This window comes from Microbacter sp. GSS18, from assembly GCA_029319145.1.
Taxonomy (GTDB): Bacteria; Actinomycetota; Actinomycetes; order Actinomycetales; family Microbacteriaceae; genus Microbacterium.
In genome coordinates, this window is record CP119753.1 from 1,836,339 (window position 1) to 1,855,118 (window position 18,780).

Annotated in this window: 18 protein-coding genes; 9 read left to right on the forward strand and 9 right to left on the reverse strand. The window is 72.0% G+C overall.

Features of this window, described 5'->3' with window-relative positions:
- Positions 1–30 precede the first annotated feature (30 nt).
- The 3 genes from aroA to bcp are packed head-to-tail and all read left to right on the forward strand — an operon-like array spanning position 31 to position 2,946.
- Complete coding sequence (gene aroA / locus P0L94_08670; GenBank protein WES66136.1) at positions 31–1,401, forward strand: 3-phosphoshikimate 1-carboxyvinyltransferase; 1,371 nt, start codon at positions 31–33, stop codon at positions 1,399–1,401.
- Positions 1,398–2,447 (forward strand): ribosome small subunit-dependent GTPase A, encoded by a 1,050-nt coding sequence (gene rsgA, locus P0L94_08675; GenBank protein ID WES66137.1) that lies wholly within the window; start codon positions 1,398–1,400, stop codon positions 2,445–2,447. Before aroA ends, rsgA begins: the two co-directional genes overlap by 4 nt.
- Positions 2,448–2,469: 22 nt before the next feature.
- A complete protein-coding gene (gene bcp / locus P0L94_08680; GenBank protein ID WES66138.1) occupies positions 2,470–2,946 on the forward strand; it encodes a thioredoxin-dependent thiol peroxidase in 477 nt (158 codons plus the stop codon).
- A gap of 7 nt (positions 2,947–2,953) precedes the next feature.
- Here bcp and P0L94_08685 read toward each other — a convergent pair whose 3' ends face one another.
- Positions 2,954–3,355, reverse strand: a complete 402-nt coding sequence (locus tag P0L94_08685; GenBank protein ID WES66139.1) for a hypothetical protein — start codon at positions 3,353–3,355, stop codon at positions 2,954–2,956.
- A gap of 248 nt (positions 3,356–3,603) precedes the next feature.
- On the opposite strand from P0L94_08685, the gene P0L94_08690 reads away from it, so the two are divergent.
- A complete protein-coding gene (locus P0L94_08690; protein WES66140.1) occupies positions 3,604–3,852 on the forward strand; it encodes a WhiB family transcriptional regulator in 249 nt (82 codons plus the stop codon).
- Between the two features lie 20 nt (positions 3,853–3,872).
- On the opposite strand, the gene P0L94_08695 is transcribed toward P0L94_08690, so the two are convergent.
- The 3 genes from P0L94_08695 to P0L94_08705 form a co-directional block, all read right to left on the reverse strand.
- Positions 3,873–5,360 carry a histidine kinase N-terminal domain-containing protein gene (locus tag P0L94_08695; protein ID WES66141.1) on the reverse strand — a complete coding sequence of 496 codons (1,488 nt, stop codon included), beginning with the start codon at positions 5,358–5,360 and terminating at the stop codon, positions 3,873–3,875.
- A 78-nt stretch (positions 5,361–5,438) separates the two neighbouring features.
- Complete coding sequence (locus tag P0L94_08700) at positions 5,439–6,698, reverse strand: P-loop NTPase (protein WES66142.1); 1,260 nt, start codon at positions 6,696–6,698, stop codon at positions 5,439–5,441.
- Positions 6,695–7,324, reverse strand: coding sequence for a hypothetical protein (locus P0L94_08705; protein WES66143.1), 630 nt, complete (start codon positions 7,322–7,324; stop codon positions 6,695–6,697). The genes P0L94_08700 and P0L94_08705 overlap by 4 nt, the downstream gene beginning before the upstream one ends.
- Positions 7,325–7,422: 98 nt before the next feature.
- Here P0L94_08705 and P0L94_08710 point away from each other — a divergent pair, with 98 nt between their 5' ends.
- Positions 7,423–7,701 carry a helix-turn-helix domain-containing protein gene (locus P0L94_08710; GenBank protein ID WES66144.1) on the forward strand — a complete coding sequence of 93 codons (279 nt, stop codon included), beginning with the start codon at positions 7,423–7,425 and terminating at the stop codon, positions 7,699–7,701.
- 25 nt (positions 7,702–7,726) lie between these two features.
- On the opposite strand, the gene P0L94_08715 is transcribed toward P0L94_08710, so the two are convergent.
- Positions 7,727–8,332 (reverse strand): hypothetical protein, encoded by a 606-nt coding sequence (locus tag P0L94_08715; protein WES66145.1) that lies wholly within the window; start codon positions 8,330–8,332, stop codon positions 7,727–7,729.
- A 170-nt stretch (positions 8,333–8,502) separates the two neighbouring features.
- Here P0L94_08715 and P0L94_08720 point away from each other — a divergent pair, with 170 nt between their 5' ends.
- Positions 8,503–8,898: an Rv3235 family protein gene (locus P0L94_08720; protein WES66146.1), complete on the forward strand. Its 396-nt coding sequence runs from the start codon at positions 8,503–8,505 to the stop codon at positions 8,896–8,898.
- A 75-nt stretch (positions 8,899–8,973) separates the two neighbouring features.
- Here P0L94_08720 and P0L94_08725 read toward each other — a convergent pair whose 3' ends face one another.
- Together P0L94_08725 and secA are read right to left on the reverse strand one after the other, a co-directional pair.
- Positions 8,974–10,200, reverse strand: coding sequence for a pyridoxal phosphate-dependent aminotransferase (locus P0L94_08725; GenBank protein WES66147.1), 1,227 nt, complete (start codon positions 10,198–10,200; stop codon positions 8,974–8,976).
- A 64-nt stretch (positions 10,201–10,264) separates the two neighbouring features.
- Entirely contained in the window at positions 10,265–13,093 is a 2,829-nt protein-coding gene (gene secA, locus P0L94_08730) for a preprotein translocase subunit SecA (GenBank protein ID WES66148.1), read from the reverse strand.
- Positions 13,094–13,287: 194 nt separating this feature from the next.
- On the opposite strand from secA, the gene P0L94_08735 reads away from it, so the two are divergent.
- The 3 genes from P0L94_08735 (at position 13,288) to P0L94_08745 (ending at position 17,236) form a co-directional block, all read left to right on the forward strand.
- Complete coding sequence (locus P0L94_08735; protein ID WES66149.1) at positions 13,288–13,893, forward strand: PadR family transcriptional regulator; 606 nt, start codon at positions 13,288–13,290, stop codon at positions 13,891–13,893.
- Between the two features lie 103 nt (positions 13,894–13,996).
- Positions 13,997–15,805, forward strand: a complete 1,809-nt coding sequence (locus P0L94_08740) for a DEAD/DEAH box helicase (protein WES66150.1) — start codon at positions 13,997–13,999, stop codon at positions 15,803–15,805.
- Positions 15,806–15,886: 81 nt separating this feature from the next.
- Positions 15,887–17,236 (forward strand): hypothetical protein, encoded by a 1,350-nt coding sequence (locus P0L94_08745; protein ID WES66151.1) that lies wholly within the window; start codon positions 15,887–15,889, stop codon positions 17,234–17,236.
- A gap of 50 nt (positions 17,237–17,286) precedes the next feature.
- On the opposite strand, the gene raiA is transcribed toward P0L94_08745, so the two are convergent.
- Both raiA and P0L94_08755 read right to left on the reverse strand, forming a co-directional pair.
- Positions 17,287–17,949, reverse strand: coding sequence for a ribosome-associated translation inhibitor RaiA (gene raiA, locus P0L94_08750; GenBank protein WES66152.1), 663 nt, complete (start codon positions 17,947–17,949; stop codon positions 17,287–17,289).
- 88 nt (positions 17,950–18,037) lie between these two features.
- Positions 18,038–18,748: a phosphoribosyltransferase family protein gene (locus P0L94_08755; GenBank protein ID WES66153.1), complete on the reverse strand. Its 711-nt coding sequence runs from the start codon at positions 18,746–18,748 to the stop codon at positions 18,038–18,040.
- Positions 18,749–18,780 lie beyond the last annotated feature (32 nt).

Below are 18,780 nucleotides of genomic sequence, written 5' to 3' on the forward strand. Positions count from 1 at the left end.
GGCGTATCGCGTTCAGTAGGGTAGGAACCGATGACCCCCGACGCGTATTCCCCCGCCGACGCACCCGGCTCGCGCCCCGCGTGGAGCGCGCCCACTGTGACCCGCCCGGTCCACGCGACCGTGACGGTGCCCGGATCGAAGTCCCTGACCAATCGCGAGCTGATCCTCGCGTCGCTCGCCGATGGGCCGAGCCGCCTGATCGCACCGCTGCACTCCGACGACGCCGCGCGCATGGTCGAGGCGCTGCGCTCCCTGGGCGTCGACATCGCCTTCGAACCGGGCGAGGGTCCGTTCGGCGACGACATCGTCGTCACGCCCCAGCTCCCCCTGCGCGGCGACTCCGTCGTCGACTGCGGGCAGGCCGGCACCGTCATGCGCTTCGTCGCAGCCCTCGGCGGTTTCGCCGAGGGCGATGTCACCCTGACGGCGCACGAGAGCGCCCTGCACCGTCCGATGGGCGCCATGATCTCGGCGCTGCGCGACGTCGGCGTCGACATCGACGACGGCGGGCACTGGGCGCTGCCGTTCACGATCCGCGGGCGGGGACACGTCCGCGGCGGAGAGATCACGATCGACGCCAGCGCGTCCAGTCAGTTCGTTTCGGGGCTGCTCCTGGCCGCCCCCCACTTCGACGTCGGACTGCACCTGATCCATCAAGGAGAGCGGCTGCCGAGCATGCCGCACATCGACATGACGATCGAGGCGCTCGCGCATCGCGGCGTGCACGTCGAGCGCCCGTCGCTGGGCGAGTGGATCGTTCCGGCCGGCGCGCTGCGCGGCAAGGACATCGCGATCGAGCCCGATCTGTCCAACGCGGCGCCCTTCCTGGCCGCCGCCATGATCACCGGCGGCTCGGTCACCGTCACGGGCTGGCCCGCGCGATCGACCCAGCCCGGCGCGATGCTCTCCGAGATCCTCTCGGCGATGGGAGCGCGCGTGTCCCGCCGTGGCGGCGCGCTGACGGTGGCGGCCGGCGCCGGCATCCACGGCCTCGACCTCGACCTGTCGGCCGCCGGAGAGCTCACGCCGACGATCTTCGCGCTCGCGGCGTTCGCCGACGGCCCCTCGACGCTGCACGGCATCGGCCACATCCGCGGGCACGAGACCGACCGCATCGCCGCGCTCGCCACCGAGCTGCGGCGGCTCGGCGGTGAGGCGCAGGAGCTGCCCGACGGCATCCGCATCATCCCCCGCGACCTCCACGGCGGCCTGTGGCGCGCTTACCACGACCACCGCATGGCGACGACCGGAGCGCTCATCGGACTCGCCGTCCCGGGCGTCGAGGTCGATGACATCGGCACGACCGCCAAGACCATGCCGGAGTTCCCCGACCTGTGGCAGGCGATGATCGACGGCGACGTCGACGATCCTCTCCGGGCGGAGGCCGCGCGGGCATCGTGAGCTGGCTCGACGACTTCGACGACGACGACGAACCGGAGTTCGACGAAGCCGACGTGCGCGTCCGGCCCAACCCCAAGGCCAACCGCCCCCGCTCCAAACGCCGCCCCGCCCATGCGGACGCCCGCATCGCGCGGGTGCTGGGCGTCGACCGCGGTCGGTACACGGTGCTGATCGACGAAGACGCCGACGATGAGCACCCCACGCTCGCCGCTCGCGCCCGGGAGCTGCGGAAGACCCCCATCGTCACCGGCGACCTCGCCCGCGTCGTCGGCGACACGTCGGGAGACGAGGGGACGCTCGCGCGCATCGTCGGCATCGAGGAGCGGTCGTCGTTGCTGCGACGCAGCGCCGACGACACCGACCAGGTCGAGCGCATCGTCGTGGCGAATGCCGACCAGATGCTCATCGTCGTGGCCGCGGCCGATCCCGAGCCCCGCGAGCGGCTCGTCGACCGCTACCTCATCGCGGCGCTGGACGCCGGCATCCGCCCGCTGCTGGTCGTCACCAAGACCGATCTCGCCGACCCCACGGCGTTCCTCGGGCACTTCGAGGGCATCGACCTGACGGTCTTCACGAGCGCGCGCGGCGACATGCCCGTCGACCGGATCGGCGCCGCCCTCGTGGGCCACTCGACGGTGTTCGTCGGTCACTCCGGCGTGGGCAAGTCCACTCTCGTCAACGCCCTCGTGCCGTCGGCGCAGCGCGCCACGGGTCACGTGAACGTCGTGACGGGGCGGGGACGGCACACGTCGAGCTCGACGGTGTCGCTGCGCTACCGCGGCCCGGAGGGGGCGGGATGGGTCATCGACACGCCGGGAGTGCGCTCGTTCGGGCTCGGCCACGTGGATCCGGCGAACATCCTGCGCGCCTTCACGGATCTCGACGACGTCGCCCAGGAGTGCCCGCGGGGCTGCACCCACCTGCCGGACGCGCCCGACTGCGCCCTCAACGAGGCGCTCGACGAGGGACGGCTGGGACCCCGCGGCGCGGAGCGCCTGGACTCGCTGCAGCGGCTTCTGGAGACGTTCGGCGACCGCGCCTCGTGACCGGACGTCCTAGGCTGGGGTCGTGACACAGGATCGACTCAGCCCCGGCGACACCGCACCCGACTTCTCCCTGGTGAACCAGGACGACCAGCCCGTGTCGCTCGCGGGCCTCCGCGGACGCCGCGTGATCGCGTTCTTCTACCCCGCCGCGATGACCCCCGGCTGCACGACCGAGGCGTGCGACTTCCGCGACAGCCTCGCCCCGCTGCAGGCGGCCGGCTTCGAGGTCGTCGGCATCTCCCGCGACGCCACCGACAAGCTGCGCCGGTTCCGCGAGCGGGACGCGCTGACCTATGACCTGCTGAGCGACCCCGACCACTCCGTCCACGCCGCGTACGGCGCATGGGGCGAGAAGACGAACTACGGCAAGGTCGTCGAGGGCGTCATCCGCTCGACGTTCGTGATCGACGCCGAGGGCCGCATCGAGCACGCCCTCTACAACGTCAAGGCCACCGGCCACGTCGCGCGCGTGCGGGCGCTCGTCGGCCTCGCCGGCTGAATCCGGCTCAATCGTCGCCCGCGGCGTCTCGCCGCGCATCGACCGCGGCGCCGCGAGCGCCGATCACCAGCAGCGCGAAGACCACGACCGCGGGTACGGCGAGGGCGATCGCGATGCCGGGGTCGGCGAACGCCCCCGTCGCGGCCCCCAGCGCGATCGAGCCGATCAGCAGCTGGGTGACGATGCCCCCCGAGCGGCCCCACGAGCGTCCGCGCCACACGGCGACGCCGAACCCGATGACCCCGGCGGCGCCCACGGCGGTGAGGACCAGCAGCGCGACCGAGCTGTCGATCGAAACCGTGTCGCCGCCGGCCAGCGCGACCAGCTCCCAGCCGGCGAGGAACAGGATCCCCAGCCCCTCGGCCAGCAGCAGCGCACCCGCGATCCGATCGACGACTGATGTGGACATGACCGCCTGATTCCTTCCGGAGCGTCCGCTTCTTTGTGCGATGTCTCCACCTCTCGGAGCGAATGCTCAGCAATCTGCACACAGAAGTGAAGATTGACTCTTGATCGGGGTGAACGGCTATGGGACGATAGATGAAGCCGTGTGCTCCCACAGTGCCGTGGGGCGAGCAACGCTCGCACTTCCCACAGGGTATCGGACCCGAACCGACCCTCATCACTTCGATAAGCATCGTCACAAGGAGCATCACTATGGATTGGCGCGACAAGGCCGCCTGCCTGACTGTCGACCCCGAGCTGTTCTTCCCCGTCGGGAACACCGGTCCGGCCGTCGATCAGATCGAGAAGGCGAAGGCCGTGTGCGCCACCTGCACCGTGACGGAGGTCTGCCTGCAGTACGCCCTCGAGACCGGCCAGGACTCGGGCGTGTGGGGCGGCCTGTCGGAGGACGAGCGCCGCGCGCTCAAGCGCCGCGCCGCGCGCGCCCGCCGCGCGTCCTGATCTCCTGAGTCCTCGGGCGCTCAGCCCTTCGGCCGCTCGATGTAGCGCAGCGGGATCTCGATGGTCACCTCGGTCCCGCTGCCCATGATCGTGTGCCAGTCGATGGTGCCGCCGAGCTCGCCCTGGATGAGGGTGCGGATGATCTGGGTGCCCAGGCCCCGGCCCACCTGACCCTCGGGGAGCCCCGACCCGGTGTCGCGCACGCGCACCTCGAGCTTGTCGCCCGAGCGATCCGCGACGATCTCGACGTCGCCCTCCTGCCCGGCCAGGCCGTGCTCGACCGCGTTGGTCACCAGCTCGGTCAGCGCGAGCGCGAGAGGAGTCGCGAACTCGCTCGGCAGCGTGCCGAACTTCCCGATCGAGTGCGTCCGGGCACGCGTGCTGGGCGCGGACGCGACTTCGGCCACGAGCTTGAGGACGCGGGCGAAGACGTCGTCGAAGTCCACGCTCTGCGTCAGCCCCTCCGAGAGGGTGTCGTGGACGACGGCGATCGCCGACACGCGGCGCATGGCCTGCGTGAGTGCCTCGCGCGCCTCCTCGGTGTGCGAGCGGCGGGCCTGGATGCGCAGCAGCGACGCCACCGTCTGCAGGTTGTTCTTGACGCGGTGGTGGATCTCGCGGATCGTGGCGTCCTTGGTGATGAGCTCCTGCTCCTGGTGGCGGATCTCGGTCACGTCGCGGCACAGCACGAGGGCGCCGATCCGCGTGCCGCGATCGCGCAGCGGGATCGTCCGCAGCGACACCGTCACCCCTCGCGCCTCGATGTCGGCGCGCCACGGCGCGCGTCCCGTGACGACGACGGGCAGCGACTCGTCGAACTGCCGCTTCTCGGGGAGGATGCCGGTGACGACCTCGACCAGCGACTCCCCTTCGAGCTCGTCCTGGAATCCGAGGCGGTTGAACGCCGACAAGGCGTTGGGACTGGCGAACGTGGCCATGCCGTCCACGTCCAGGCGAACGAGGCCGTCCGAGGCGCGGGGCGCGCCGCGGCGCGGCGAGGTCGGAGCCGACAGATCCGGGAAGTGGCCGGTCGACATCATGCCGAACAGGTCGTCGGCACAGTCGTTGAACGTGATCTGCTGCCGTGAGGGCGTGCGCGCCTCGCCGAGGTTGGTGTGCCGCGTGAGCACGGCGATGACCGCCGGCGCCCCGGGGCCCTGGCTGCGGGCGATCGGCACGGCACGCACGCGCGTCGGCGTCTCCTCGAACCAGTCCGGCGACGCCGAGTCGATGATCCGCCCGCTGTGGAACGCCTCGCGCACCTGCGTGCGCCACTGCGGACGCACGCGGTCGGCGACGATGTCGCGGTAGAACAGCGTCGCGGCGCCGCTCGGCCGCGTGTGCGCGACCGCGATGAAGGAGTCGTCATCGGTGGGAACCCAGATCACGATGTCCGCGAACGCGAGGTCGGCGAGGAGCTGACCGTCGCCCGCGAGGCGATGGAGCCACTCGACGTCGTCCTCGGTGGCGCGGCCCTGGGCGTAGACGAGATCGCTGAGCGTCGACACCTCAACAGGCTAGCGGTGCGCGGTGCCTGGTACGCGCGGCGTGACGCCGGCGGCGCGTCGCCGGCGGCGCGTCCCGCGTCACGCCGCCGTGCGGTCACCGCGGGCACGTCGGCTGCGGCGGGCCGCGGCCGACGGGGGCGGCACGACCGCCTCGCCGACGAATCGCCGGATCGCCGTGGTCAGGCCCGACCGCGGCGCCGCGTCGGCGATCGGCCGCGCGGCCAGCAGCGCCGCATCGGCCGCGCGCGCGTCGGCGGGCACGAACCAGACCTCGTCGATCCCGGCGAACCGCTCGAGCGTCCGCCGGACTTGGCCTCGCGCGTCCACGCCCAGCGGACCCGGGCGGAGGCGGTTGGCCAGGACCGCGATGCGCGCGCCGCCCGCAGCCGCGCGCAGATCCGGATGCGCGCGCAGGAACCTCGACACCCCCACGGGGTCGGCGCCGACGACCGCGACGACGAGGTCGGAAGCGTCCAGCGCGGCCAGCGTCGCCGCGTTGCGGCGGGGGCCCTCGAGGTCGCTGACGATCTCCTCGTCGCGCTCGAGCGAGGACGCGACGTCGACGACGGTGTAGTCGGCCCAGTCCCGGCACGCGGCCAGCGCCGTCGTCACCCGGCCCGCGCTCAGCTCGGGCCAGCGGGACGGCCGGTTCAGGCCCGCGAGCACATCGACGCCCGAGCGCCCGAGCGGCTGGCTGATGCGCGCGAGTTCGCGCGCGTCGAGCCCGCCCAGCTGCGCCTGGCGGCACGCCGCCGCGAAGCCGGGACCCTCGTCGGCCAGCCCGAGCGCCAGGGCGATGGACGCCCCGTGCGTATCGGCGTCGACCAGTCCCACGTGACGACCGCCGCGCGCGAGCTCGGCGGCCAGCTCGATGGCCACCGTCGTCCGCCCCGGCGCACCGCCGGCGCCCCACACGGTGATGGTGCGGGGTGCGGACGTCGTCTCCTCACGCGGCTCGACGGGTGCCGGCGCGACGCTCAGCACCTCGGCGATCCGCCAGGGCGAGGTCTGGTCCGAGACGGGCGGCTCCACGCCGAAGGTATCGCACAGCCGCCGCTGCTCGGGCGCGTCGCCCCAGGGGAGGATGCGGACCCCGGCGCGATCGCACAGCGCCACGGCCGCGGCGGTGATCGCCGCCCGCGAGGCCGCGATCACCACGGCCTCCGCTGCCGCGAGCGCGCGCACGACGGCATCCGCCTCGTCGCCTGGCATGCGGTCCTCCGCCGTGAGTGAGACGGCCGCGGCCGCCACGACGGCGGTCACCGCGATGCCCTCGCGCTCGAGCCCCGCGGCCAGGCGCGCGCCGTCGGGCGCGTCGACCGCCACCACGACGTTCATCGGGACGCCCCCGCGGCGGGGACGACCGAGATCGCCGCCCCGTCGGTGACGGCGGCGAGGGCCGTGGCGACGTCCGATCGCGCGATCACGACCTCGAGCACCGCACCCCCTCCGCCGAGGGAGCCGTCGTCGTGCTCGACCCGGACCACGGTCGCATCGGCGAGCAGGATGCGCGGCACGTCGTAGCGCCCCGGTTCGACCAGCGGCGCGGACCACACCTCGACGACCGAGCCCGCGCCGACGGCCGCCGGGACGTCGACGGCGCTGCGCAGGACGACGTTCGTCGTCCGCGTCGCCGATGAATCACCGGTCGCGGCGCGGGCGATGAGCTCTCCCTCCGCGACCGTGCGCGTGGCGATGAGCCCGTCGTCCAGCTCGTCGGCGCCGAGATAGGCGCCCGCGATGCGCCCGAGTCCCACCTCGACCGCGCGCACGTCGGCGGGGGTGATGGGATCGCCCGGGACGAGGGTGCGGGCCGCCGCGAACATCGGCTCGGTGTGCCGCGACGCCGACACCACGAGCCACACCCCGGCGATCGAGCTCGCGATCAGGACGAGCCCAAGGATGAGGCGGACGTCCGCCCACGCGGGGCGGGAGGGAGCACGGGCGGGAGGGGCGGCGGTCATGGCCCCATGGTGGCGCAGGACGCCGTCGCGGGCCGCGCGCTGTCCACAGGCCGTGATGTCACCGCCCCGGGTGCCCGGTTCGCGTCGATAATGGGGTCATGTCCGAACGCCCGCGCGCCCCGCGCATGCTGACGCCCGCCCAGGTCGGCGAGCTGCTCGGCGTGTCCGTGGACGAGATCATGGCGCTGGTCGACGAGCGCCGCCTCCGCGGCGCCCGCGTGGGGTCGCCCGCGCGATGGCTGGTGGACGAGTCGAGCGTCTCGGAGTACCTCGACGATCAGGCCGAGGAGGCGCGGCGCATGGCGCTGTGGCGCCAGTCGAACGCGGCCAGCTTCCCCGAGCTGTGGGGCACCGGCGTCGTCCGCAATCCGGACTGACGTCCGGCCCGGGACTCGGCGCGGGTCACAGCACCCGCGGCTCGCCGTCGGCGTGGATGCGGGCGACGGCCCCGAACCCGACGATGCAGTGCCCCGTGACCGCCGACGTCCGGCGCGCGGCTCCCGGCTCGTGCAGCGCGATGTCGAGGTGATCGGCGCCGCCACGGTCCAGCGTGCCGCTGAGCATGCGGCCGGTGGCGAGGTGCACCGTCACGGCCGAGCGCCTGCGCACCAGATCGCGCAGCGCGAAGCCGAACGTGATGCGCTCCCCCAGGCGCGTGGCCGGCGCCTGCGGCCGGGCACTGCGCAGCAGATCGGCCTCGTCGACGCCGATCGTCGCGATGGCCGCCAGCCGCGCCACGACCACGCCGCGGCGGCCGTGCCGCGGCCGGAACGCGGCCCAGTCGGCGCCGACGCCGACGACGTCGGCGGTCACCTTCTCGCCGTCGGTGAACTCGAACACGGGCGGACGGTCACGCGCATCGCGGTCGCTCAGGGCGAGCAGTCTCTCGCGAAGCGGCATGCGTGCCAGACGCAGCCGCTCGGCCTCGGTGTCGAGCGCCGCGCGCTCGGCCTCCCGTTCGGACGCGAGCTGATCCTCGAGGTCGTCGAAGAACCGTTCCCACCGCATCCGGCGAGAATACGGGCCCACATGACGGTTGCGTTACAAGTTATCCACAGGCCGATTCTGGCTCTGTCTGGGAGTTGGCTGTGTGTTCTACTGACGGCAGGACGTGAGCCGATGGAGGAATCTCAATGGCAGCGAAGCCCGCACGTGACCCCCGCGCGTACAGGCCGTCGATGGACCAGACCGCTCTGGCCGAGCTGTTCGCCCCGCAGCGGACCTCATCGGACGAGCTCCCCGATCCCGAGCCGCTGCTGCGGAACCTGACCGTCGGCGTGCTCGAGGTGCTCGCCGGCGTGCGGGAGGTCGATCAGCTGGCCCGCTGGCTGACCGAGGATCCGTACCGCAAGCTCGTGACGCGATCGAATCTGTCGGCCCGCGCGCGGAGCGCCCGCGGCCTGCCGGCGAAGCGCCCCGTCCACAGCATCCTGTCGATCCGCCACTCCTCCCCCGCCGACGGCGTCGTCGAAGGCGTCGTCATCGTGCGCGGCCCCGCGCGCACGCGCGCCGTCGCCCTGCGACTGGAGGGCATGGACGGCCGCTGGCGGGCCACGTCCCTCGGACTCCTCTAGACCGGCGCCGGACCGCCTCCGACGACGTGGGCGGCCCCGGCGTCGCCCTTCCGTCCGGTCACCGGGCGCGCCCGCTCACTGCCGGTACGACGAGAGGAAGTTGCCCAGCCGCTCGACGGCCTCGGTGAGCACGCGCGCCTCGGGCAGCGTGACGATGCGCAGGTGATCGGGCGTGGGCCAGTTGAAGCCCGTCCCCTGCACCAGCAGCACGTGCTCGGCGACGAGGAAGTCGTAGACGAGCTTGGCGTCGTCGCGGATCTCGTAGACCTCGGGATCCAGCCGAGGGAAGGCGTACAGCGCGCCCTGCGGCTTCAGGCACGTCACACCCGGGATCTTCTCCAGCGTCGACCACGCGGCGTCCCGCTGCTCGTGCAGGCGCCCGGACGGCGCGATGAGCGCGTCGATCGACTGCACGCCCGACAGCGCCGCCTGCACGGCGTGCTGCGCCGGGACGTTCGGGCACAGGCGCGTGGAGGCGAGCAGGTGGATCCCCTCGAGGAAGCCCGACGCGTGCTTCTTGGGCCCGGTGATCACGAGCCAGCCCGACCGGTAGCCGGCGACGCGATAGGTCTTGCTCAGCCCGTTGAACGTCAGGCACAGCAGGTCGGGCGCGAGCGTGGCCAGCGGGATGTGCTGAGCGTCGTCGAACAGGATGCGGTCGTAGATCTCGTCCGACAGCAGCAGCAGCGAGTGCTCGCGAGCGATCTCGACGATGCCCTCGAGCGTCTCGCGCGTGTACACGGCGCCGGTGGGATTGTTGGGGTTGATGACGACGATCGCCTTCGTGCGCGGCGTGACCTTGGCCCGGATGTCGTCGAGGTCGGGCTGCCAGCCGGCATCGTTGTCGCAGCGGTAGTGCACCGGGGTGCCGCCGGCCAGGCTCGTCATGGCCGTCCACAGCGGGTAGTCCGGCGCCGGGATGAGGACTTCGTCGCCCTCGTCCAGCAGCGCCTGCATCGTCATCGTGATGAGCTCCGACACGCCATTGCCGAGGAAGACGTCGTCGACGTCGAACGCCGGGAAGCCCGGCTCCTCCTCATAGCGGGACACGATCGCGCGGCGGGCCGGCATGATCCCCCGGCTGTCGCTGTAACCGTGGGCGTGCGGGACGGCATCGATCATGTCGCGCACGATCTGGTACGGCGCCTCGAAGCCGAACACGGCGGGGTTGCCGGTGTTGAGCTTCAGGATCGTGTGTCCCTCGGCCTCGAGCCGGTCGGCCTCGATGAGCGCCTGCCCGCGGATCTCGTACAGGACGTCCTTGAGCTTGCCGGACTGGTCGAGGGAGCGGAGCGGACTCATGCCCCCAGGATATCGGCGCGGCGCCGGGGCCAATCGACGGTTCGTGGCCCGCGGCGCCGCCGCGTCAGCGCCGCTTCTCGGCCGCGCGACGCTGCGCGCGGTTCTGGGGCTGCTGCGCCTGGCCGCCCTCGGGGGCATCCGTGCGCTGGCCGAACGCCCCGCGCGCCTGCGGCTCGGCGGCCGCCTGCTGCTGCGGCGCCTGGGCCGCCGCGGCCGCGGCCTGGCGCATGCGCGTCGTGGCCGCCTGCTGCACCTGCCCGCGGTCGTTGCGGACCTCGACCTCGCCGGCGTCGTTGGCCGCCGAGTACTGCAGCCGCTGACCGTCCGGCGCCGGGGCCGTCAGGCCCTTCGCCTCGACCTGCGTGACCTGCTCGCCCTCGCCGGTGCCCTCGCGCCGCACCTCGACCTCGAGGTTGAACAGGTAGCCGACCGACTCCTCCTTGATCTGGCCCATCATGGCCTGGAACATCTGGTAGCCCTCGCGCTGGTACTCGATGAGCGGGTCGCGCTGGGCCATCGCCCGCAGGCCGATGCCGTCCTTGAGGTAGTCCATCTCGTAGAGGTGGTCGCGCCAGCGGCGGTCGAGGACCTGCAGCACGACGCGGCGCTCGAGCTCGCGCATGGCCTCCTCGCCGAGCGTGTCCTCGCGCTTGCCGTAGGCGATCCGCGCGTCCGAGAGCAGCTCGCGCTTGAGCCCGAGGGCGGTGATGCGGCCCTTCGTGCCCGCTTCCGAGACGACCTCGTCGATCGTGACGCCGACCGGATACAGCGTCTTCAGCTCGGTCCACAGCGCGTCGAAGTCCCAGCTCTCGTTGTGGCCGGCGCCGGTGTGGTCGTCGATGACGGCGTACACGGCGTCCTCGACGAAGTGCTGCACGCGGTCGGCGATGTCGTCGCCGTGCAGGATGTGACGGCGGTCGGAGTAGATCGCCTCGCGCTGCCGGTTGAGGACGTCGTCGTACTTCAGGACGTTCTTGCGGATCTCGGCGTTGCGGGACTCGACCTGCGCCTGTGCGCTCTTGATGGCGCGCGAGACCATGCCGGACTCGATCGCGACGTCGTCGGGGAAGTTCGTGCGGGCCAGGATCGCCTCGGCGGCGCCCGACTGGAACAGGCGCATCAGGTCGTCGGTCAGCGAGAGGTAGAAGCGGCTCTCACCCGGGTCGCCCTGGCGTCCCGAGCGACCGCGCAGCTGGTTGTCGATGCGGCGCGACTCGTGGCGCTCCGTGCCGAGCACGTACAGGCCGCCCGCCTCGATGACCTTCTCGGCTTCGGCGGCCACCACGTCGCGCGTGGCGTTGTAGACGTCGTCCCACGCGGCCTCGTACTCGTCGGGGGTCTCGACGGTGTCCAGCCCCTTGGCCCGCATCTCCTGGACGGCGAGGAACTCCGCGTTGCCGCCGAGCATGATGTCGGTGCCTCGACCGGCCATGTTCGTCGCGACCGTGACCGCCCCGAGGCGTCCGGCTCGCGCGACGATCTCGGCCTCGCGAGCGTGGTTCTTGGCGTTGAGCACCTCGTGCTTGATGCCCTTCTTCGCCAGCAGTCGCGACAGGTACTCGCTCTTCTCGACGCTGACGGTGCCCACGAGGACCGGCTGGCCGGCCTGGTGGCGCAGGACGATGTCCTCGACGACCTGGGCGAACTTGGCCTGCTCGTTCTTGTACACCAGGTCGGCCTGGTCCTTGCGGATCATCGGCTTGTTCGTCGGGATCGGCACGACGCCGAGGTCGTAGGTCGACATGAACTCTGCCGCCTCGGTCTCGGCGGTTCCGGTCATGCCGGCGAGCTTGTCGTAGAGACGGAAGTAGTTCTGCAGCGTCACGGTCGCCAGCGTCTGGTTCTCGGCCTTGACCGGAACGGCCTCCTTGGCCTCGATCGCCTGGTGGATGCCCTCGTTGTAGCGGCGGCCGACCAGGATGCGGCCGGTGTGCTCGTCGACGATCATGACCTCGTCGTTCATCACCACGTAGTCGGTGTCTCGCTTGAACAGCGCGATGGCCTTGATCGAGTTGTTCAGGAACGAGATCAGCGGCGTGTTCGCCGACTCGTACAGATTGTCGATCCCGAGGTAGTCCTCGACCTTCTCGATGCCGGGCTCGAGCACGCCGATGGTGCGCTTCTTCTCGTCGACCTCGTAGTCGACGCCGGCCTCGAGGGTGCGCGCGATCTTGGCGAACTCCATGAACCAGCGGTTGGCCTCGCCCGACGACGGACCCGAGATGATCAGCGGCGTGCGGGCCTCGTCGATCAGGATCGAGTCGACCTCGTCGACGATCGCGAAGAAGTGACCGCGCTGGACGAGGTCCTCCCGGCGCCAGGCCATGTTGTCGCGCAGGTAGTCGAAGCCGAACTCGTTGTTCGTGCCGTACGTGATGTCGGCGTTGTACTGCTCGCGCCGCACGTCGGGGGTCTGACCGGCGACGATCGTCCCGGTGGTCATGCCGAGCGCGCGGTAGATGCGGCCCATGAGCTCGGACTGGTAGCTCGCGAGGAAGTCGTTGACGGTGACGACGTGCACGCCCTGGCCCGCGATCGCGTTGAGGTAGACCGGGAATGCGGCGGTCAGGGTCTTGCCCTCACCGGTCTTCATCTCGGCGATGTTGCCGAGGTGGAGGGCGGCGCCGCCCATGATCTGGACGTCGTAGCCGCGCTGGCCGAGCGTTCGCTTGCCCGCCTCGCGGACGGCCGCGAACGCCTCGGGCATCAGGCGGTCGAGCGTCTCGCCGGCCTCATAGCGGGCGCGCAGCTCGACGGTCTCGTTGCGCAGCTCCTCATCCGTGAGCTGCGAGTAGTCCTCTTCGAGCTCGTTCACGGCCTTCACCACGTGGTGGAGGCGCCGGAGGATGCGGCCCTCGCCGGCGCGGAGCAGTTTCTCGAGAGGGTTTGCCACGGAGTTTCTCCATCTGTCGGGCTGTGGGGGCGGACGGAGCCGCCGATCCCGCGCACGCCGTCGGGCGCCCCACGGGCATACCCGCCCATGTTACCTCTCTGTGATCTGAGCGTCGGGTGAGCGCGAGGTCATCCCCCATTTCCCGGTATGCATATACTCGGCAAGCAGATACCCGAGACGAGACGGAGACGACGATGTCGGTGCGGCAGAGCCTGCTGGCGATCCTGGACCAGGGCCCGTGCTACGGGTACCAGCTGCGGGCGGAGTTCGATCGCCGCACCGGGTCGACGTGGCCGCTGAACGTCGGGCAGATCTACAACACCCTCGATCGCCTCGAGCGCGACGGCCTGGTCACCAAGGGCGAGATCGACGCCCAGGGGCACGTCTTCTGGGCCATCACGGATGCCGGTCGCGCCGAGAACCGGCGGTGGCTGGACTCCCCCGTCCCGCGCGGCCAGGGCACGCGGGACGAGCTGGCGATCAAGCTCGCCGTCGCCGCGACGCTGCCGGGCGTCGACGTGGGCGAGCTGATCCGGACGCAGCGCGACGCCTCCGTCGCCCGGCTCCGCGCCCTGCAGCGCACGTCGGGTGCGGACGCCTCCGAGGACCCGGAGGAGCTGGCGCGCTCGATCGTCGCGGACGCGATGATCTTCGCCGCCGAGGCGGAGGTGCGGTGGCTGGAGCGCACCGAGCGGGCCCTCGCGACGCACCCGAGGCGCGAGATGGCCCTGGCGCCGTCGACCGAGCGCCCGCGGCGCGGACGACCCGCGAAGGCGGATGACGCCGCCGTCGTCCGCTGACGGCACGCGCGACCGGTTGACGGCACGCGCGACCGGTCCACGGCACGCGCCGGCGGCCCCGGGCGTCCTGGCGCCTCACAGGCGCGGCGCACTACCCTGAACTGTGACTGAAACCGACGCCCCGATCGAGGCCGAGGCTCCCGCCGAGCCCGCCGAGAAGACATTCGCAGACCTCGGCCTGAGCGAGCCCGTGCTCAAGGCCCTCCGCGGGATCGGGTACGAGACGCCGTCAGCCATCCAGGCCGCGACGATCCCGACGCTTCTCGAGGGGCGCGATGTCGTGGGCATGGCGCAGACGGGCACCGGCAAGACGGCCGCGTTCGCGCTTCCGATCGTCGACCGCCTCGACGTGTCGCAGAAGAACCCGCAGGCGCTGGTGCTCGCCCCGACGCGCGAGCTCGCGCTGCAGGTGTGCGAGGCGTTCGAGAAGTACGCCGGGCACCTCAAGGGCGTGCACGTCCTCCCGGTCTACGGCGGACAGGGCTACGGCGTCCAGCTGTCGGCCCTGCGGCGCGGCGTTCACATCGTCGTCGGCACGCCGGGCCGCATCATCGATCATCTCGAGAAGGGCACGCTCGACCTCTCCGAACTGCAGTACCTCGTGCTGGACGAGGCCGACGAGATGCTCAAGATGGGCTTCGCCGAGGACGTCGAGACGATCCTCGCCGAGACCCCCGACACCAAGCAGGTGGCCCTGTTCTCGGCGACCATGCCGGCCACGATCCGGCGCATGTCGAAGCAGTACCTGAACGAGCCCGAAGAGATCACCGTCAAGACGAAGACGACGACATCGGCGAGCATCACGCAGCGGTACCTCATCACGGCCTGGCAGCAGAAGATGGACGCGCTCACCCGCATCCTCGAGGTCGAGAACTTCGACGGCATGATCGTGTTCGGACGAACCCGCAGCGTCACCGAGGAGATCGCCGAGAAGCTGCGCGCCCGCGGCTATTCCGCCGCCGCCATCAACGGCGACATCGTGCAGGCCCAGCGCGAGAAGACCGTGAACCAGCTGAAGTCCGGCAAGCTCGACATCCTGGTCGCCACGGACGTCGCCGCGCGGGGCCTGGATGTCGAGCGCATCTCGCACGTGGTCAACTACGACATCCCGACCGACACCGAGTCCTACGTCCACCGCATCGGCCGCACGGGCCGCGCCGGCCGCTCGGGCGACGCCATCAGCTTCGTCACGCCGAAGGAGCGCTGGCTCGTGCGCGCGATCGAGAAGGCGACGCGGCAGGAGCTCACCGAGATGAACCTGCCGAGCGTCGACGAGGTGAACGAGACCCGCCTGTCGCGCTTCGACGACCGCATCAGCGCCGCGCTGACCGAGTCCGAGCGCGTCGACCGGTTCCGCGACATCGTCGCCCACTACGTGAGCCACCACGACGTGCCCGAGGTCGATGTCGCGGCCGCACTCGCGATCGTCGCCCAGGGCGAGACGCCGCTGCTGCTCGAGCCCGACCCCGAGCCGGCCGAGCGCCCGCGTCGGCAGCGCGACCACGACGACCGGGGCGACCGCGGCGACCGCGGCCCGCGCGAGCCGCGGCGCGAGCGCGAGCCGAAGGCGGGTTACGCGACGTACCGGATCGCCGTGGGCAAGCGCCATCGCGTCGAGCCGCGCCAGATCGTGGGCGCACTCGCGAACGAAGGCGGCCTGCGCCGCGACGACTTCGGCCGCATCCAGATCCGGCCGGAGTTCTCGTTGGTCGAGCTGCCCGCGGACCTGCCGCGCGACACTCTGGACCGTCTGACCGACACGCGGATCTCCGGGCGCCTCATCGAGATGCGGCTGGATACCGGCGGCCCCTCGGGGCGGTCCCGCGGATACGCGGACAAGGGAGACCGTCGCGAGCGCGGCGACCGGTACGACCGCGGCGAGCGACCGCCGCGCCGTCGGGACGACCGCTGACGCGCGGAGCCGGGACGACTCGCGGCGCGCTCACAGCGAACCCGGACGGAGCGCTTCGCGCGCTTTCGTAGGATCGAAGACATGGCCGGATTCTGGGGCAGACGCAAGCGCGAGGACGAACAGCTGCAGGCGCAGGACGCCGATCTCGCCCGGCGCGCCGGAAAGGTGCTGGTCGCCGCGGACGAGCGCATCCGCCTCACCACCGACGAGCTCGCCTTCGCCGAAGCGGAGCTCGGCCCGAACGCGACGAAGGATCTGCGCGAGGCACTCGACGCCGTCCGCACGCATCTGGGCGAGGCCTTCCACCTGCACCAGCTCAATCACGACGAGATCCCCGACACCCCCGAGGAGCTGCGCACCCGCAACGCCCGCATCGTGCAGCTGTGCGAATGGGCCGAGGATCTGCTCGACGACCGCACCGCGGCGCTGGAGGAGCCCATCGAACGGGCTCGCCGCGCGCCCGCGATCATCGACGGCGTGCGCCGTGACGCCGAGCGGCTGCGGGCGCAGCTGCCGGCCGCACGGGCGACCGTCCAGAGGCTGTCGGCGCGCTACTCCGAGGGCGCCATGGCCAAGATCGCCGCGAACCCGGCCGAGGCCGAACAGCTCCTCGGATTCGCGGAGCACAGCGCGGGAGTCGCCGAGCGTCGCCGCGACGCCGGAGCGCGCGAGCACGCCAACACGGCGCTGGAGGCCGCCACCGAGTCGGCGCGCCGTGCCGAGACGCTGCTGGATGCCATCGAGTCCTTCGAGATCGAGGCACTCCGCGCCGAGTCGACCCTGACCGCGATCGTGGAGGACTCCCGCGAGGACCTCGCGGAGGCCATCAAGGAGCCCGCGTCGCCCGCGGTCACCGACGCGATCGTCGCGCTCCACGCCGCGCTGGCTGCGCTTCCCCCGGCCGGCGTCAACACCGATCCGTTCGAGCATCTGACGCGTCTGCGCGAGGCGAACGCCGCCCTCGACAGCGCCATCTCCGCCGCGCGCGAGCGCGCGGCGCGCCCGGTGCCGCCGCTCGAGCACGTCCGGCACGCCATCGACGACGCCGACCGCCAGCTCGCGGTCGCGCGCGACGTGATCGCCGGCCACCGCGGCTGGATCGGGGCCGATGCTCGCACGCGCCTGGCCGAGGCCGAACGGGTGCGCGTGGATCTGGACAGGCACCTGGGCGCCTCGGCCGCCGCCGCGACGGCGATCGACGAGGATCTGCGCGAGCAGGCCTTCGAGAAGGCCCGGCGGGCGGCGTTCCTCGCGAGCGAGGCGCTGCAGCTGGCTCAGCGCGACATCGACCGGTCGCGCCCGCAGGACCCGAACCAGTGGGGAGGACCGCAGGCGGGGTGGGGCGGCGGCCGGCGCGGCGGGAACGACCTGATGGGCGGCATCCTCGGCGGCCTCGTGATCGGCAGCATCCTCGACGGCATCTTCGACTGACGACGACGCCCCGGCCCGCTCTGCGGGCCGGGGCGTCGGAGGTTGTGGGCCTACGAAGCCAGCTCCTGCTCAGGCGGCGCCTGCGTCGTCAGCGAGATCACACCGTAGTCCCACCCCTTGCGGCGGTAGACCACGCTGGGGTGATCGGTGCGGGCGTCGACGAAGAGGAAGAAGTCGTGCCCGACCAGCTCCATGCGGTCGACCGCCTCTTCGACGGTCATCCACTCGGCGTCGAACTCCTTCGTGCGGATGACGACGGGGGTGTACTCCTCCTCGCTCTCGTCGCCCTCCATGACGGGGATCTCCCCCGTCGAGACGGCGCGGAGGACGTCCGCGGACGCCGGCTGGACGTCGATGCCCTGAAGCGACCCGGTGTCCTTGTGGTACTTCGCCCCGCGCGGGTGGTTGCGCGCGTCGACGCGCTTGTCCTTCGCGCGACGCAGCTGCTCGCACAGCTTGTCGACCGCGAGGTCCAGCGCGGTGAACTTGTCGCCGTCCGTGGCCTCCGCCCGGACGATCGGACCCTTGCCGTTGACGGTCAGCTCGACGGTCTCGTCCTCCATGCGACCGTTGTGGTACGCGCGGTGGGTGACCTTGATGTCGACGCGCTGAGCGCGGGGAGCGAGGTGCTCGATGCGGGTGGCCTTCTCTGCGACGACCGAGCGGAAGCGATCCGAAATCCCCACTCCCACGCCGACGATGCTGGTTTCCATCCCTGACCTCCTTGTTCCGGTCCACCCGGTCAAGGGCGGACCTTCAGTCGCCTTGATCCCCCCACCGTAACTCTGAGGGGCCGCCGTGTCACGCACGAATCGGCCGTGTGACAGGACCTTCGTCCCCTTGTCCGCCGGCGCCGCGCGCGGCGGCCCGGCGCGGTGTGTCGGCGATCACGGCGGCGCCCAGCACGACGCCTCCGGCGGCACGGATCGCGCGCGCCGCCTCGTCGAGCGTCGCGCCCGTCGTCATGACGTCATCGACGATCACGACCCGCAGACCCGCCGCCGGGCGGGCCCGCACGCTCCCCCGGACGTTGCCGAGACGGCCCGCGCGGTCGAGCCCGCGCTGGTCGGCGGTGGCGCGCGCGGGGCGCAGGACGCGGCGCATGGGGAGGCCGGCGCGCGCGGCGACGAGGTCCGGCACGCGGTAGCCGCGCCGCCGATAGGCCTCGGCCGATGTGGGGACCGCGGCGAACACGGCGTCACGCGGCGCATCGAGAGCGGACGCCGCTGCCCGCAGCGCCGGCGCGAACGAGTGCGCCAGCCCCACGCGGCCGTCGCTCTTGAGCACGCGCATCGCCCGGGCGACGGCGCCGTCGAAGGTCAGCCCCGACCGGACGCGGAGTCCGCCGGGGGTCGTGAGCCCGCGCACGCGCGGCACCATCCGGGCCCGGCACGCCTCGCACACCGCCGCATCGGCGACGCCGCAGCCGGCGCACTCGACGGGGATCAGCAGCGCGAAGGCGTCGGTCACGGCCCGGCCCACCGACCCCGCCCACCCGCCCGCGTCACGCATGCGCACAGCCTCCCGCGCAGGACGCGCCGGGA

Excerpts from the sequence above, each read along its gene's own strand:
- aroA (WES66136.1), top strand. The coding sequence starts at position 31 with ATGACCCCCGACGCGTATTCCCCCGCCGACGCACCCGGCTCGCGCCCC.
- P0L94_08685 (WES66139.1), bottom strand. The coding sequence starts at position 3,355 with ATGTCCACATCAGTCGTCGATCGGATCGCGGGTGCGCTGCTGCTGGCC.
- P0L94_08690 (WES66140.1), top strand. The coding sequence starts at position 3,604 with ATGGATTGGCGCGACAAGGCCGCCTGCCTGACTGTCGACCCCGAGCTG.
- P0L94_08700 (WES66142.1), bottom strand. The coding sequence starts at position 6,698 with ATGAACGTCGTGGTGGCGGTCGACGCGCCCGACGGCGCGCGCCTGGCC.
- P0L94_08705 (WES66143.1), bottom strand. The coding sequence starts at position 7,324 with ATGACCGCCGCCCCTCCCGCCCGTGCTCCCTCCCGCCCCGCGTGGGCG.
- P0L94_08710 (WES66144.1), top strand. The coding sequence starts at position 7,423 with ATGTCCGAACGCCCGCGCGCCCCGCGCATGCTGACGCCCGCCCAGGTC.
- P0L94_08715 (WES66145.1), bottom strand. The coding sequence starts at position 8,332 with ATGCGGTGGGAACGGTTCTTCGACGACCTCGAGGATCAGCTCGCGTCC.
- P0L94_08720 (WES66146.1), top strand. The coding sequence starts at position 8,503 with ATGGACCAGACCGCTCTGGCCGAGCTGTTCGCCCCGCAGCGGACCTCA.
- P0L94_08725 (WES66147.1), bottom strand. The coding sequence starts at position 10,200 with ATGAGTCCGCTCCGCTCCCTCGACCAGTCCGGCAAGCTCAAGGACGTC.
- P0L94_08735 (WES66149.1), top strand. The coding sequence starts at position 13,288 with ATGTCGGTGCGGCAGAGCCTGCTGGCGATCCTGGACCAGGGCCCGTGC.
- P0L94_08745 (WES66151.1), top strand. The coding sequence starts at position 15,887 with ATGGCCGGATTCTGGGGCAGACGCAAGCGCGAGGACGAACAGCTGCAG.
- raiA (WES66152.1), bottom strand. The coding sequence starts at position 17,949 with ATGGAAACCAGCATCGTCGGCGTGGGAGTGGGGATTTCGGATCGCTTC.
- P0L94_08755 (WES66153.1), bottom strand. The coding sequence starts at position 18,748 with ATGCGTGACGCGGGCGGGTGGGCGGGGTCGGTGGGCCGGGCCGTGACC.